This window comes from Hymenobacter busanensis (assembly GCF_008727865.1).
GTDB classification, from domain to species: Bacteria; Bacteroidota; Bacteroidia; order Cytophagales; family Hymenobacteraceae; genus Solirubrum; species Solirubrum busanense.
The window spans coordinates 227,270-241,858 of record NZ_VTWU01000006.1 but is presented as its reverse complement, the minus strand read 5'-3'; the positions used below and the strand labels follow the sequence as shown (position 1 = coordinate 241,858).

13 protein-coding genes are annotated in these 14,589 nt (G+C 63.4%); 7 read left to right on the top strand and 6 right to left on the bottom strand.

Going from position 1 to position 14,589, the window contains the following annotated elements; genetic code table 11:
* The first annotated feature begins 83 nt into the window (after window positions 1–83).
* Entirely contained in the window at window positions 84–674 is a 591-nt protein-coding gene (locus F0P96_RS16840) for a class I SAM-dependent methyltransferase (protein WP_151080090.1), read from the top strand.
* A gap of 43 nt (window positions 675–717) precedes the next feature.
* Here the strand turns inward: F0P96_RS16840 and F0P96_RS16835 are convergent, their stop codons facing one another.
* Window positions 718–1,110 (bottom strand): SpoIIAA family protein, encoded by a 393-nt coding sequence (locus F0P96_RS16835; protein WP_151080089.1) that lies wholly within the window; start codon window positions 1,108–1,110, stop codon window positions 718–720.
* 427 nt (window positions 1,111–1,537) lie between these two features.
* On the opposite strand from F0P96_RS16835, the gene phbB reads away from it, so the two are divergent.
* The 3 genes from phbB (at window position 1,538) to F0P96_RS16820 (ending at window position 5,722) form a co-directional block, all read left to right on the top strand.
* Window positions 1,538–2,284, top strand: a complete 747-nt coding sequence (phbB, locus tag F0P96_RS16830; protein ID WP_151080088.1) for an acetoacetyl-CoA reductase — start codon at window positions 1,538–1,540, stop codon at window positions 2,282–2,284.
* A gap of 456 nt (window positions 2,285–2,740) precedes the next feature.
* On the top strand, window positions 2,741–4,387 hold the full coding sequence (locus F0P96_RS16825) for a flavin monoamine oxidase family protein (RefSeq protein ID WP_235917504.1): 1,647 nt from the start codon (window positions 2,741–2,743) through the stop codon (window positions 4,385–4,387).
* 303 nt (window positions 4,388–4,690) lie between these two features.
* Complete coding sequence (locus F0P96_RS16820; RefSeq protein ID WP_151080086.1) at window positions 4,691–5,722, top strand: SDR family oxidoreductase; 1,032 nt, start codon at window positions 4,691–4,693, stop codon at window positions 5,720–5,722.
* A 130-nt stretch (window positions 5,723–5,852) separates the two neighbouring features.
* On the opposite strand, the gene F0P96_RS16815 is transcribed toward F0P96_RS16820, so the two are convergent.
* The gene (locus F0P96_RS16815) at window positions 5,853–7,625 is read right to left on the bottom strand and encodes an FG-GAP-like repeat-containing protein (RefSeq protein ID WP_151080085.1); all 1,773 of its coding nucleotides are present in this window, start codon (window positions 7,623–7,625) and stop codon (window positions 5,853–5,855) included.
* 216 nt (window positions 7,626–7,841) lie between these two features.
* The gene (locus tag F0P96_RS16810; RefSeq protein WP_160619889.1) at window positions 7,842–9,254 is read right to left on the bottom strand and encodes an MATE family efflux transporter; all 1,413 of its coding nucleotides are present in this window, start codon (window positions 9,252–9,254) and stop codon (window positions 7,842–7,844) included.
* A gap of 316 nt (window positions 9,255–9,570) precedes the next feature.
* Between F0P96_RS16810 and F0P96_RS16805 the strand changes: the two genes are divergently transcribed.
* Window positions 9,571–10,038: a MaoC family dehydratase gene (locus F0P96_RS16805; protein ID WP_151080083.1), complete on the top strand. Its 468-nt coding sequence runs from the start codon at window positions 9,571–9,573 to the stop codon at window positions 10,036–10,038.
* 229 nt (window positions 10,039–10,267) lie between these two features.
* On the opposite strand, the gene F0P96_RS16800 is transcribed toward F0P96_RS16805, so the two are convergent.
* Window positions 10,268–10,687: a DUF3592 domain-containing protein gene (locus F0P96_RS16800; RefSeq protein ID WP_151080082.1), complete on the bottom strand. Its 420-nt coding sequence runs from the start codon at window positions 10,685–10,687 to the stop codon at window positions 10,268–10,270.
* 104 nt (window positions 10,688–10,791) lie between these two features.
* Between F0P96_RS16800 and F0P96_RS16795 the strand changes: the two genes are divergently transcribed.
* The gene (locus F0P96_RS16795) at window positions 10,792–11,385 is read left to right on the top strand and encodes a TetR/AcrR family transcriptional regulator (RefSeq protein WP_151080081.1); all 594 of its coding nucleotides are present in this window, start codon (window positions 10,792–10,794) and stop codon (window positions 11,383–11,385) included.
* Between the two features lie 69 nt (window positions 11,386–11,454).
* Window positions 11,455–12,390 carry an alpha/beta fold hydrolase gene (locus tag F0P96_RS16790; RefSeq protein WP_151080080.1) on the top strand — a complete coding sequence of 312 codons (936 nt, stop codon included), beginning with the start codon at window positions 11,455–11,457 and terminating at the stop codon, window positions 12,388–12,390.
* Window positions 12,391–12,431: 41 nt separating this feature from the next.
* Here the strand turns inward: F0P96_RS16790 and F0P96_RS16785 are convergent, their stop codons facing one another.
* Together F0P96_RS16785 and F0P96_RS16780 are read right to left on the bottom strand one after the other, a co-directional pair.
* Entirely contained in the window at window positions 12,432–13,445 is a 1,014-nt protein-coding gene (locus tag F0P96_RS16785; protein WP_151080079.1) for a J domain-containing protein, read from the bottom strand.
* The gene (locus F0P96_RS16780; RefSeq protein ID WP_338074401.1) at window positions 13,426–14,421 is read right to left on the bottom strand and encodes a histone deacetylase family protein; all 996 of its coding nucleotides are present in this window, start codon (window positions 14,419–14,421) and stop codon (window positions 13,426–13,428) included. Before F0P96_RS16780 ends, F0P96_RS16785 begins: the two co-directional genes overlap by 20 nt.
* Window positions 14,422–14,589: the final 168 nt, after the last annotated feature.

Here is a 14,589-nt window from a genome sequence, read left to right as displayed (position 1 = left end):
TGCCACTGCCCCGGGCGTGGCGCCAGGCCGTATCTGCCGGCGCCGTTCCTGCGTATTCGGGCTGTATTTGCTTTTGCTGCCCCATGTCGTTTCTCGTCGAATTCATCCGCAATCCATCGGTTGTGGGCTCGTTGGTACCCAGTTCGCACGAGCTGACCGAACAAGTAATATCGCCTATCGACTTTGCCCGCGCCGAATGCATTGTGGAGTACGGTCCGGGCACGGGCGTTTTCACCGACGTGCTGCTGCAGCGCCGCCGCGCCGAAACGGCCGTCGTGCTGATGGAAGTGAACCGGCGCTTTGCCCGGCAGCTGCAGGAACGCTACCGCGAACAGCCCAACGTGCACATCATCCACGGCTCGGCCGACCAAACAGGCGCGCACCTGCGGCGGCTGGGCATTCCGCACGTCGATTACGTGGTGTGCGGGCTGCCGTTTTCGTCGCTGCCACGGCGGATGGGATGGCGCATCCTGGAGCACACGGCCCAATTGCTGCACCCCAACGGCCGCCTGGTGCTGTTTCAGTATTCGCTGCGCAACAAGCGGCTGTTCGAGCGGTTTTTTCGGCCCGAAAACCACGTCCACGTGCTGCTGAACGTGCCGCCCGCGCACGTGCTGGTGTATGCGCCCAAAGCGGCAGAGTCGGCCAGCAAGCCTGCCACTGCAGCGGCCTGAATCGACCACCGCAGCCGTGCGCCTGGTAACGGCGGCTCGGGACTCACTGCAGTCGTTTCAGCCAGAAATAGGCCGAGGCCAAGTCGTCGAAGAGCACGACGACGGGCTGGGTGATGAAGAGCATGGCGGTTTCCATGGATTTGCGGGCGCCCCAGTTGGGCGGGCAAATCCAGGCCACATGGCGCACCTGCTGCTGTGCAAGGCGCTGGTAATACTCGGTGCCCACCCACCGCGCGCCTTTCTCCCATTCGCTGGTCACTTGGCTGTTGTCGTTGAGCATTTTGTGACAGGGGTGGCTGCGCAGGTACTGTAGCACCAACTCGCCGCCCGTGCGGGCCGATTCGGCCGTATGGTTGCCCTTCCATTCGACGTAGAGCCAGTCGTTGCTGGGGTCGAAGGAAATGGACAGCTGAGGGGTGTCGTAGAGTACGTCCATGCGGCAACCCAGATTAGAGCACGACGGATGAGAACGGGAGCAGGATATACGGCAAGCGGCGGTTGGGTTCGGCGGGGCACCAGTCAGCCGGCGCGGCCCCGATCAGCAGGTTTTTTAGGCTGACTGACTTAAATATACGGGCCTTGGCACGTATTGGCTTTGCCAAAGGAGCAGCCCCTCGCAAAAGGGCTTGGTACACAGCTTCGGCGTGTTTTAAGGCCGACTGCCTGCGCTGGTGCGGGGCCACTCATAGGCGGGCTGAGGCCGCTACTTTAGGCGAGGTTGCTGGTAGTTTGGGCATCCCTTCGTTCATTGTAGCCCGAAAAGCGGCGCGAGGGGAATCGGTAGCCGACAGCAAACAGGCTGAAGTATCCGCTTGGCGTGCCATCCTCCCGCAACGCACCAACCGAGTAGGCTTTTACACGACATGAACCAGGAGAACAAGCGAGTTGCGTTGATTACGGGCAGTACGGGCGGCATTGGCACGGCTTTGTGCCGCAAGCTGGGGGAATTGGGCTACCGGGTGGTGGGCAATTTCCGCAACGACGAGAAAGCCGCCGTGCTGCAGCAGGAACTCGACAAAGAAGGGCTGCACATTGAGCTGGCCAAAGGCGACGTGGGCGACTTCGACTCGGTGGGGGCCATGGTGCAGACGGTGGAGCAGAACATCGGCCCCATCGACATCCTGATCAACAACGCCGGTATTACCCGCGACACCTCATTTGTGAAGATGAGCAAGGCCGACTGGGATGAGGTGCTCAACACCAACCTCAACAGTGTGTTCAACTGCACCCGCCACGTGATTCAGGGTATGGTGGAGCGGCGCTTCGGGCGCATCATCAACATCTCGTCCATCAACGCGCAGAAGGGGCAGTACGGGCAAACCAACTACTCCACGGCCAAGGCGGGCATGCACGGCTTCACCAAGTCGCTGGCGCTGGAGGTGGCCAAGTACGGTATTACGGTCAATACCATTTCGCCGGGCTACATCGAAACGGAAATGGTAATGGCCGTGCCCGAGAACATCCGGGAGCGGATTATTGCCCAGATTCCGGTGGGGCGCCTGGGCGGCCCCACCGAAATTGCCGACGCCGTGGCGTTCCTGATTTCGGACCAGAGCGGGTTCATCACCGGCTCGAACCTAGCCATCAACGGCGGGCAGCACATGTCGTAGCAGACTCACGCGCACTTCCGCAGCCTCGCCCTCATAAGCACGGTCACAATCTGTTCGGTAAGAGGGGCGAGGTTTGCGCCACATCCATCTTTGTTGCTGCAGCCGGCAAGCATGCTGGCCTGCTCAACTGCCGCTAGCCCGGTCGCACCAAGACGGTACGGCCGGGCTAGCAGCGTTTTGGCGCTACCGGCAAGCACCGAAAACAACAAGAATTACCGCAGCAGCTGTGCTCCGAAATTCGACTGTCGACGATTTGAAAGAGCAGCGCTGGCATATCTATATCGAAAAGCCTACGCCAAGCCTTTGATGACCGATTGTTCTAAAAATAAATCACTCTCAACTTTTTTTTATTCAAAACAGGAGGGTATGTTTAATGCCTCCATCTTTCATTTTAACAAGTGCATGTTGAATTCTACTCCTTCTTCTTTCACTGCTCGTACCCCCTTGCTGCGAGCCTTGCAACGAGCCTTTGGCCTGGCGCGGGCTGCTAACGAGCCCGGCGCGCCCTCCGCTGAAGTATTGGCCGACATGGCCACCACCCAAAGCCGCCGCGATTTTCTGGCCAACACGGCCAAGATGGGCTTGCTGGTGGGAGCCGGTGGGCTGCTGGCCGCCTGCGACGCCGACGTGGTGGAGCCCGCCCCGTTGATTGGCCGAAACAGCTTCAATGCCAAAGGCGACGCGCAACCCCGCATTGTGGTAGTGGGTGCGGGCATGGCGGGTCTAAACTGCGCCTACCAATTGAAGAAAGCTGGCTTGCAGGCCAGCGTGTACGAAGCCAGCAACCGGGCCGGCGGGCGCATTTTCACGGCGCGCAACCTCATGGCGCAAGGCCTCACCACCGAGCTGGGCGGCGAGTTCATCGACAGCGGCCACCTCGATATGCTGAACCTGGTGCGCGAGTTTGGCCTGCCGTTGTACGATGTGGAGTCGGCCAGCGAAACGGTGCTGCGGAAGGACGCTTACTTTTTTGGCGGACAGCAGTACTCCGTGGCCCAGGTGATTCAGGCATTTCAGCCCTACGCGCGCCAGATTGATGCCGATTGCCGCTCGCTGCCCAACACCATTACCTTCGACAGCCTGACGCCGGCCGCCGCCCGTTTCGATCAGCTCTCCATCAGCCAATACTTTGACTCCATTGGCCTGACGGGTATGATTCGCACGCTGCTCGACGTGGCCTACGTGACCGAGTACGGCCGCGAATGCGCCGAGCAGACGGCCATCAACTTCCTGTGGCTGTTTTCGGCCGATACCCACAAGGGCACCTTCGACATCTTCGGCATCAGCGACGAGCGGTACAAGATTCAGGGCGGCAACCAGCTGCTCACCGACGCGCTAGCCGCCCAGCTGGCCGGCCAGATTACCTTGCAGCACAAGCTGGTGCGGGTGGCCCAAAACAGCGCCGGCGAGTACGTGCTGACGTTCCAGCCCAGCACGGGCCGGGCCGTAACGGTGCTGGCCGACTACGTGGTGCTGACGCTGCCCTTTACCGTGCTGCGGCAGGTAGACCTGCAGGTGACGCTGCCGGCCTGGAAAACCAAAGCCATTCAGACCTTGGGCTACGGCACCAACGCCAAGCTGTTTCTGGGCTTCAACAGCCGCCCCTGGCGCACCAACGGCTACACCGGCTACATTTTTTCCGACCAGCCCGTGCAAAGCGGCTGGGACAGTGGCCAACTGCAGCCCACCACGCAATCGGCCTATACCGTGTACCTGGGTGGGCTGGAAGGCGAACGAGTGGGCAGCGGCACGCCGCAGGCGCAGGTGAACCGATACTTGCCGGTACTGGAAGCTGCCTGGCCGGCTGCCCGCGGACAGTACAACGGCCGCGTGGAGCGCATGCACTGGCCCACCCACTCCCTCACGCTGGCCAGTTATGCCTGCTACCTGCCGGGGCAGTACGCCAGCATTGCCGGCGCCGAAGGCCGCCCGGTGGGCAACCTGTACTTCGCCGGTGAGCATTGCAGTGCCTGGTACCAGGGCTACATGAACGGGGCCGCCGAAACCGGCCGCATGGCTGCCGAAGGCATTCAGAAGTCCTTGGTAGGCAACAAAACCGCCTTGCACCGCCGCTTGCAGCAGCGGGAAGTGTCGCTGGCGTAGCGTAGCAACCGGCGGGCCGCTGCGGCCCGCCGGATGGTGTCTGCCCAGCTACTGATAACCACCCCAGCCGGGACCCACGTGGCCCCCGGCTGGGGTGGTTGGCTTTGGTAGTAGTAGGCTTGCTCGACGGCTTCGCGAATTGAAACCGGCAAGCGGATACGAGAGGCCTCAAGGGTGCGGTAGGCGTGGGGCAATCTGGAGGAGCAGCGTGATGCAATAGCAAGGTGACCCGCCTAACGGCACAACTGCGAGGGGGGGGCTGTGCGTAAGGGACTATTCAACCAAAACACCTTGTGCACCATTATGAAAGAAGAACAGAAGTTTAGCCGACGACAGGTTATTAGTGGGCTGGGGGCCAGCTTGGCCGTGGCGGCGGTAGGGCCAGTTTTTGCGGCGGAAGGCACGGGGCGCGGCGCCGACGCGGCCGGAGAAGCAGGCGCAGAAACAGCAGCGGTGCCGCTGGAAGACCCCACCAGCAAATACCCCAAGCCGCCGTTTAAGAGCCAGCAGCAGCCCTGGCCGGGGCTGGCTTCGCAGATGGAGCCCAAGCCCGACCACGGCGAGAAAAGCTACAAAGGCTCGGGCCGATTGAAGGGGCGCAAGGCGCTCATCACGGGCGGCGACTCGGGCATGGGCCGGGCCGCGGCCATTGCCTACGCCCGCGAGGGGGCCGACGTGGCCATCAACTACCTGCCGGCCGAGGAAGCCGATGCCAAGGAGGTTATTGCCCTTATTAAGGCGGCCGGGCAGAAGGCGGTGGCCATTCCGGGCGACCTGCGCGAGGAAGCGTTTTGCAAGAAACTGGTGGAACAAGCCGTGCGCGAGCTTGGCGGACTCGATATTGTAGTCAATAACGCCGCCCGGCAGCAGACGCGCAAGTCGATACTGGACGTGACGACCGAAGACTTCGACGCGACGATGAAAACGAACATCTACGCGCCGTTCTGGATAATCAAGGCCGCGCTGCCGCACCTCAAGCCGGGCTCGGCCATCATCGGCACCACCTCCGAGCAGGCCACCGACCCTTCGGAGGACTTGTACGACTACGCCCAGACCAAAGCGGCTACCACCAATTACGTGCGGTCGTTGGCGAAGCAGCTCGCCCCGAAGGGCATTCGGGTGAACGGGGTGGCGCCGGGGCCAATCTGGACGCCGCTGCAGGTGAGCGGCGGGGCCACGCAGGAAAAGCTGGTGAAGTTTGGCGGCGACACGCCCATGGGCCGGCCGGGGCAACCCGTAGAACTGGCCTCGATTTACGTGCAGCTGGCCGACCCACAGGCGAGCTACGCGACGGGCCAGGTGTACGGGGCCGCAGGCGGCAAAGGCTTGCCGTAGGGGGCCTCGCCCCTCGGCCCCCTCTCCAAAAGAGAGGGGGACCGGACGATTTGAAATGAAAAAGCCCCGGCAACTGCCGGGGCTTCTTTGTAGGTAGGTGTTTGGCCCAGTGCGTTGTTTTCAGAACCGTCTATTCTTTTACCAAACGAGTCACTATACGGCCCGTACTGCTGCTCACCTGCAGTGTATACACGCCGGGCACTACATTAGCCAAGTCCAGTTCGGCGGTGCGCGCACCTGCGGCGGGCAACTGTTGCCGGAGCACCGTTTGGCCCAGAGCATTAACGAGGTGTAGCTGCCCGTTTTGCAAGGGCTTAGTGAAAGCCACTGTGCAGCGCTGCTGCGCTGGATTGGGATAGAGCGCAACCTTTTTGGTCAAGGCGTCGACCTGCAGAGAATTAGTAACTACCACCGGCGCCACGGCTTGATTGAGGTAGGTGTAGACGGGACAAGGAGGTGTGGGCGGAATGGCCGGCCAATATTCAACCACCAAGTCGAGGTCGTCGTCGCCATCCACGTCGCCGAGGGCAAAGTTGCCGAGGCGGGTGTCGGTGAGGCGGTAGTAGGTGGGAAAGCGGCCCTGGCCGTTGTTGAAATGCACCGAGATGCTGGCGCCGCTGGTCACCAGCAAATCCAGGTCGCCGTCGGCGTCGATGTCGCCGAGCGAGAAGCCGGGCGGGTTACCTAGAAAAGAGGTGGCAAAGCCCTGCGTGAAGGTGCCCGCGCCGTTGTTGAGGCACACGGTGAGGCGGCCAAGGCCGTTGTCATCGAGCACGACTAGGTCGAGGTCGGTGTCGCCGTCGAGGTCGGCCAGGGACACATCATTTCCTGCCAAGGCGGGTAGCTGGGCCGGGGCGCCAAAGCGACCGGTGCCGTCGTTGAGCTGGATGAACACGCGGTAGCCGTTGCGGCTGGTGCGTACTAGGTCTAAGTCGCCGTCGTTGTCGAGGTCGGCGGTGCGAATGGTGCCGCCCTCGTTGCCCTGGGGCACGGAGTAGGTGTCGGTGTAGCCGCCGGCAAAGAGTCCGGTGCCGTTGTTGAGGCGTACGCTCAGCACGCTTTCGCGACTGGGCAGCAGATAGCCGTAGGCGAGGCAGTCCAGGTCGCCGTCGCCGTCGATATCGGCCAGATCGAGGCTGGTGAGTGAGCTGGTGTTCAGCGTCAGGTCGTAGCCCGCGCCGTAGCCGCCGGTACCGTTGTTGAGGCGCAAGCTCACCTTATCGGTGGTATTGGTGGTGATAAAGTCGATGTCGCCGTCGCCGTCTACGTCGCCGAGCGTGAGGCAGTAGGCGCCTTGCTGCACACTGGCCACGGGTACATCAGTGCTGCCACTGAACTGCCCGGCGCCGTTGTTGAGGCGCACGCTCACGGGGTTGCCGCCGTAGTAGGTGGAGTTGGAGCTAAGCATGTCGAGGTCCCCGTCGCCGTCCACGTCGGTCAGCTTGATTTGGTTGGGATATCCGCCGGCGGAGAACGTGTATTCGTTGGTAAAAGAGCCCTGGCCGGTGCCGCCGGCCGCCGCGGTGAAGCTAAAGACCCGGGCGGCGGCCAGCGCCTGGCTGCTGGTATTTTGCACGGCCGTGGTGAGGGTAGCCCGCACAGTTTCGCCGGGTTTCCAGGGCGAAGCGGGGGCAAAGGAAAGCTGGTTGCCGTTGACGGTGGTGATGCCGCTGTGGCCGGAGCGCAGGCCGCCGCGCTGCGCACTGAATACGTGCAGGGCCGCGTTGCTTCCGGCACTCAGGGCCTGGCTGAAGGAAAGGGTGACCGGGGCGTTACGGGGGGCATTGGACTGGTTGGCAGTGGGCGAAACGTTGGTCAGGGAGGGTTGGGCCAGTGCCGGAGCCGCCGACCCGGCAATGATGTAGAGAGTGGCAAGGATGTGCGGACGTAGAATCAATTTCATAGAACAAGTTCGCGAAAGAAGTGGGGCAGGAACGGTGGCGAATGTATTGCCTGAGGAGAATGAATTCTAGCGTTTTCAATGGAATATAGCCCGTTGCTAGAGGGTTTCCTAGAGGAGTGGATGTTTTAGCATTATCCGCCCGGTGCTTCGCTTTGGCCCAGGGGCAAAGAATGACTGTTTGAAACAGAACGGCAGATGCTGGCCTTGGCGTTTAAGCTATCCTGCCTCCTCGGCCAGTGCCTCTACATCCGCCTGGGGCTGGAGCGGGTCGGCTTGCTGCCAGCTGCCGCGCAAAAACCAGAGCAGCGCCAGCGTGGCGGCCAGCGCGTTGCTCACCACAAAGCTCCACCAGAGGCCACGGAAGCCCAGCGCGGTGTGGATGGCCAGGTACCAGGCAATGGGAAATTGCAGCACCCAGGTGCTGATGATGGTAAGCAGCATGGCCCCGAGGGTATTGCCGGTGCCGCGCAAAAAGCCCGATACCGACTGCTGCACGCCGGTAAAGCCCAGGCTAAAGGCAGCAATGCGCACAAACTGCACCGCCTCGACGACCACGGTTTCGTCGCCGGTGAGGAAGAAGCGCACCAGTGGCTCGGCGGCGGCGTACACGGCCGCGCCCACCAGCAGCAGCCCCAGGAAACTGGTGCCGATGGCGTAGCGGGCGGTTTGGCGGGCCCGGTCGGGGCGCAGGGCGCCCAGGTTTTGGGCCACCAGCGTGGAGCAGGCCAGCGAAATACCCAGCGCCGGAATGATGCCCAGCGCCAGCAGCCGCGAGCCGATGCCGTAGGCCGCCAGCACGGTAGTGCCGAAGCCGGTAGCCAGAATAGTCATCATGGACAGGCCCAGGGCCCGGGCCGAGAGGTCGACGGACGAAGGGGCGCCGAGCCGGAAGGCGCGCAGCATCAGCTCGGTATCGGGGCGGAAGCCGCGGAAACTGAGCTTGAGGCCGCTGGTGCCGCGCAGCAACACCACAAAGCCCAGCACAACGGACAGGGCCTGGGTACTGACGGTGGCCAGGGCGGCGCCGGCCACGCCCAGCCCGCGTAGGGGGCCGTAGCCGTAGATGAAGAGCGGGTCGAGCAGGAAGTTGAGGGCCAGGGCCAGCATGTTGATGTAGAGCGGGAGGCGCACCTGCCCCACGCCGCGCATCAGGGCCTGAAACATGAGGAAGCCGAAGTTGAGCGGCAGCCCCAGGAACAACACCCGCTGAAAGGCGTCGGCCTCGGCAAAGATGTCGGGCCCCACGCCGATGAGGCGCAGCAGCAGCGGCGAGGCGAAGTAGGCCCCCACGGCCAGCAGCACCGACAGCGACAGGGTAAGCACCAGGGACTGGGCGACCACGTGGTTGACGGCGGGCAGGTTGCGGGCACCGAAGTGGCGGGCCACCAGCACCGAGCCGGCCACCGAAAAGCCCGAGCCCAGGGCCACGAGCAGGAAGTTGATGGGGAAGCTCACGGCCACAGCCGCTACGGCATTGGCCCCTAGCTGCCCCACCCAGTAGGCATCGACGAGCTGGTAGCCGGTTTGGAGCAAGTTGGCCAGCACGATGGGCACGGCCAGCGTGAGCAAGGCGCGCAGGATGGGGCCTTGGGTGAGGGGAGCAGCGGTGGCGTGGGTGGGAGCAGGCATGGTGTGCCGGCTAACGAGGAGCGAGGCCCACGCGTTGGCTGCGTTGCTGCCTAATGGCCGTTTCCGCAAGCGGGAGGGGAGCCGCGGGTGCGTAGGAGCCGGGGCAGCACGGCGGCGCGTTGCGAATGGGGCAGTGGCAACAGGGCCGATGGCGTGACCAACTGCCGTGTTTCCCGGGCGGTAGGTGCACCGGCTGCCGAAACGCGGGATGCTGCAGCGGCGTGGCATGGGGGTGAAGCAACTGGAAATCGGAACCGGCGTACTTTCGCCCGGTACATTCACTCTGCCCGCTCCGCGGGCCACCAACCCTTCCCGCATGAGCACCCTGACGATTCGCAGCCTGGCCGAACTCGAACAATACAACGGCCAGGAACTGGGCGTGTCACCCTACTTCGCCATTACCCAAGAGCAGATCAACCAGTTTGCCGCCGCCACGCTCGACCATCAGTGGATTCATACCGACGCTGAGCGGGCCCGCACCGAGTCGCCGTTCGGGGGCACCATTGCCCACGGCTACCTCACGCTGTCGTTGCTGCCTTACCTGTGGGGCCAGATTGTGACGATGGAGAACCTGAAGATGCAGGTGAACTACGAAATCGAGAGCCTGCGCTTCAACCAGGCCGTAACGGTGAACAGCGAAGTGCGGCTGCGGGCACGGGTAGCGTCGGTGAAGAACCTGCGCGGCATTGCCAAGGCGCAGATCGAGGTAACGCTGGAAATCAAAGACCAGAAAAAGCCGGCCTACAACGGCGTAGTGACGTTCTTGTACCACTTCGTGGAGTAAGCGTTTGCATGGTGCGCATGTAGCTCCTCAGTATTGAAAGGGGTAATATTTTGCAAAACTCTACAAGCTGCGCCCGCCTTTGGGCCTTCGAATAGCGCTGGTTGTCGCCTGGTGAGTAAAGCCTTGTAGCACGTCCTGCTGAGCTAGCGAAGCATCTCGCCCGACTAACGAAGCGGTAAAGATGCTTCGGCTAGTTCAGCAGGACGGCCTCTTTTGTGGTTGGGTAGCCCTAGTGCGCGTACTGCTCAAACACCAGCACATAGCCCAGAATCTGCAACACGCCGAGCCCGGCAAACAACAGCCCCAGCAGCAACATAAGGCGGAAACCGGCAGGGGCAGCGCCAGCAAAATCCATGTTTTCGGGGTTCTCGGGGTCGTAGGTCACTTCAACCTGCTGCCCAATCTCATATTGTCCCGCGTCGGCCGCCGCTTCGGTTTCGGCCTCCACCGTGCGCTGGTCGGCCGTCACGAAGCGCACCTTGGGCCTGAACAGCTGCCGCGACGGGATAAGCTCGATGACGGTGGCCGTAGCGGGCCGGCCGCGCAGCTGCCGGGCCTGCTGGTTGCGCCGGGCAAACAGCGCGGCACCCGTAAACAAGAGACCCATCAACAAGAAGATGACGGCTTCAGCGTGAAAGGTTAGGCTCATAGCGAGGCAGGAAAAGACGATTCTAAGCCAAACCAGCCAGCAAACCGATATTATGGCGTAAATATTTTGCTTACTTACTAATAAGTAAGTATGTTTGAGGCGTCATGCTACCGCCTGCTTCCGCCACCGCTTTCGATACCCGTACGCGCATCCTCAACCTAGCCGAGGAGCTGTTGCTGGCCCGCGGCTTCAATGCCTTCAGCTACCAACACATTGCCAAAGAGCTGGCCGTGAAGTCTGCCGCCATCCATTACCACTACCCCGGTAAGGAAGACTTGGGCGTGGCCATCATTCGGCGGCAGTTGCTGCGCTTGCGCAAGTGGCGCGGCCTGCCCCGCGTAACCGAGCTGACGCCCGCGCAGCAGTTCGAGGCCTTGGTAGACGTGTACCACACCCGCGCCGCTACCGGCCAGCAGGTGTGCTTTTTCGGCGCCTTGGCCGCCGAGTTTCAGACGCTGCCCGCCGCCATGCAGCAGGAGCTGCGCACGCTGAACGTGGAGCTGACCGAGTGGCTGGCGGGCGTGCTGGCCGCCGGCCGCGCCAACCAGACGCTGCACTTCCGCGGCCACCCCGTGAGCAAGGCCGCGCAAGTGCTGACCACCCTGGCCGGCGCCCTGCAGGTAGCCCGCGTGCACGACGAGCAGCAGTACCAGCGCATTGTGGCGCAGGTGCGCGCCGAGCTCCTGGAGCCGTCTTAACCCTTTCCGCAAGTACTGGCTGGGGCAGCGTGGGCTGCTTCGTTGTTTCACCTTCGCGTTTATCCGGTTATGCAGAACACCTTTTCGCCCGCTTACCAATGGATGGCCCGCCACGAGCCGCTACCCGCCGCGCCCATGCCGTTCCGCTACGCCGCGCCGCCCGGCATCGGGCTGGTGCGCCTGAAGTTTCGGCTGCTGGCCGCGGTGTCGACGGAGTGGGCGTTTCGGGAGGCGTGGCGGCTGTTCTGCACGCCGCGCCGGTTGCCGCGCAAGAAATGGGAAGATGCGGCTTTGGCTACCGCGCAGGCATTCCGAGTGCCGTTTGAAGGCGGCACCCTGGCGGCCTACGAGTGGAACCCCCAAGGACAGCGCACGGTGCTGCTGGTGCACGGCTGGGAGCACCGCGCCAGCTTTTGGGGCGTGTTTGCCGATGGCTTGGTGCGGGCCGGCTACCGCGTGGTGGCGTTCGATGCCCCCGCCCACGGCGACTCATCGGGCCGCCTGACGACGCTGCCGGAGTTTGGCCGCGCCACCCAGGCCGTAGCCGACCACGTGGCTACTACCGGCGCCGCAGTGTACGCCGTGGTGGCTCACTCTTTCGGCGCGGCCACCACAGCCGGCCTGCCGGTGCTGTTCAACCAGGGCCAGGGCCTGGCGCGCTTGGTGCTGATGAGCGCGCCCAGCAGCACGCCCGACGTGGCCCGTCGCTTCGCCGATTTGCTGCGTTTGCCCGACGCCGTGGTGGCGCGGATGCTGCGCCACGTGCGCGAACAAAGCGGCCGCGACGCCGAAAGCTTCAGCCTGACGCAAGCCGCCGGGAAAGTGCGTGCCGACCGCGTGCTGCTCCTGCACGACTGCCAGGACGAGTCGGTGCCCTTTGCCGACGCGCAGGCAGTGGTTCGCAGCTGGCCCGGCCTGGAGTTTCACCCCACTACCGGCCTGGGGCACAACAAAATCATGCGCGACCAAGGCGTAATTCGGCAGGTGGCCGAGTTCCTGCGCTAATCCAAAGGTCTGCTGCTTCGCACGAACAAAAGAAAATCGACTTATAGCTCTTCTTGGCCGGCTGCGTCCAGCTCGCGCAGCAGTTGCCGCAGGGTTTCCGGCTCCCGTATCGACTTCTGCACCAATTCCAGGTATTCGGCTTCGGCGCGCAAGCCGCGCTTGATTTGCCGCAGCTCGGCTTCCTGTTTTTTGCCGGTGCCCTGGAAAGCGTTTTGGTCGCCGTACTTGAGCTGCTGCAGGCGCAGTTTCAACTCGGTTTGCTGCTGCTGTAGGGCGCGGGTGTAGCGGGCCAGCAACTCGTCGGACGCCGTGTCGGTTTCGAGGGCGCTGTGCTCGGCCAACAGCTGAAGCAGGGCATATAGGTCATTGGCTTCGTAAGCGCGGGTGATGCGCTGCATACGAGCTGTTTTCTGACGGGCCAGGTCCGGGTCGCGCTCCAGGTCGGGGTGGTTGGCGCGGGCCAGCTGGCGGTACACGGCTTTGGCGCCGGCTTGCAGCCGTTGCTGGTCGGCCTGCAGGGCGCGGGCAGCGGCTTCCTGGTCGCGCTCGGCCTTGGTTTTGCGCTTGCCGCGCTGGTGCGCGTGGTGCTCGGCGTGGGCGTCGTCCTGTTTACGGTCGGTTTGCTCATCCTCGTCGGGTTCGGGCACCGGCCGCGTGGGCGTGTAGCGCAGCAACAGGTCGTCCACATCTTCGCCGAAGCGGTACTGCAGGGCGCGGGCATTGCGCAGCAGCAGCTCCTCGATGCGTTGCTCTTCCAGGCGGGTGAAAAAACCGGTGGTCAGGGCCGTTTCCAGCGGCTCAAACAAGCTCCGGCGCAAGGCCACTACCGTATCGGCCAGCGGCCCAACCTGCCGCCAGTACTTGTTTTTGGCCTCGCGCTGCGCTTGTTCCAGTTCCCGCACCTGGGTGCGCAGGCTTTCTACTTTCTCGATGGCCTCGCGAAACGCCTGTTGCGCGGGCGTGCCGGCATCGGGAGCGTGGCCGGGCCGAGCGAGGCCGCGCTGGGTGACGGGGGTGCGGCGCGAGTTGAACTCTTCAAAGGCGGGTAGCGGCATAGGAGCTTGTGTCAGCAGGAGCGGGCAAAGGTCGGCAGGGCGCGTGGCCCCACAAGGCGTAGGCCACGGCAAAGGTGGCGCAGTGCGCATCTACGATGTCGGCGAGGCGCTCGGAATAGCCGCCGCCCATGCTCACAGCCACCGGCAGCTGGCGCTGGTGGCAGAGGCCGAGCACGAACTCGTCGCGCCGGCGGCAGCCGGCGGGCGTGAGGGCCAGCTTGCCGAGCTTGTCGGTGGCCAGCACATCCACGCCGGCTTGGTAGAACACGAAATCGGGCTGCACGCGCGCCAGCAGTGGCGGCAGCGTATCGTGCAGCAGCGCGAGGTAAGCTGTATCGGTCAGGCCCAGCGGCAGCGCCACATCGAGGTCCGACTGCTCCTTGCGTAGCGGGTAGTTGGCGCCGGCGTGCATCGAAAACGTGAACACGCGCGGCTCGTGGCGGAAAATGCTGGCCGTGCCGTCGCCCTGGTGCACGTCGAGGTCGACGACCAGCACCTGCCGGGCTAGGCCGTGGTGCAGCAGGTAGGCGGCGGCTATGGCAATGTCGTTGAGCACGCAGAATCCTTCGCCGCGGTCGGCAAAGGCGTGGTGGGTGCCGCCGGCCAGGTTCAGCCCCACGCCGTCGCGCAGCGCGTGCCGGGCCGATTGCAGCGTGCCGGCCGAGCTGCAGAGGGAGCGTTGCACCAGCCGCGGGGTTTGCGGGAGGCCCAGGCGGCGCACCTCAGCGGGGGAGAGGCGCAGGTCGCGCACGCGGTGCCAGTAGTCGGCGGTGTGCACGCGCAGCACGTCTTCTTCGGCGCACAGGCCGGGGTCGTAGAAATCTTCGGGCGGTGCAATGCCCTGCCACAGCAGTTGCTCCCGAATCAGGTCGTACTTGGCAATGGGGAAGCGGTGGCCGGGCGGCAGATCAAGCGTGTAGCGGTCGGAGGTGGCGAGGCAGGGCATCAGGGGCAATAAACAAGTAGCAGTTCCCATACGGCAGAGCAGGTAGCTCTGCCTGTCCAGGTAACCCAAAAGTGTGCTTGGGCTCTGTTCTGCAGGATGAGTAATTAAGCGCTGAAAATTGGCGGTGGATGACGTAATTATTTCCTGTAGGGCTTTTTCCTAATGTGGATTACTGAGTGGAGGATTGTCAAATGATTA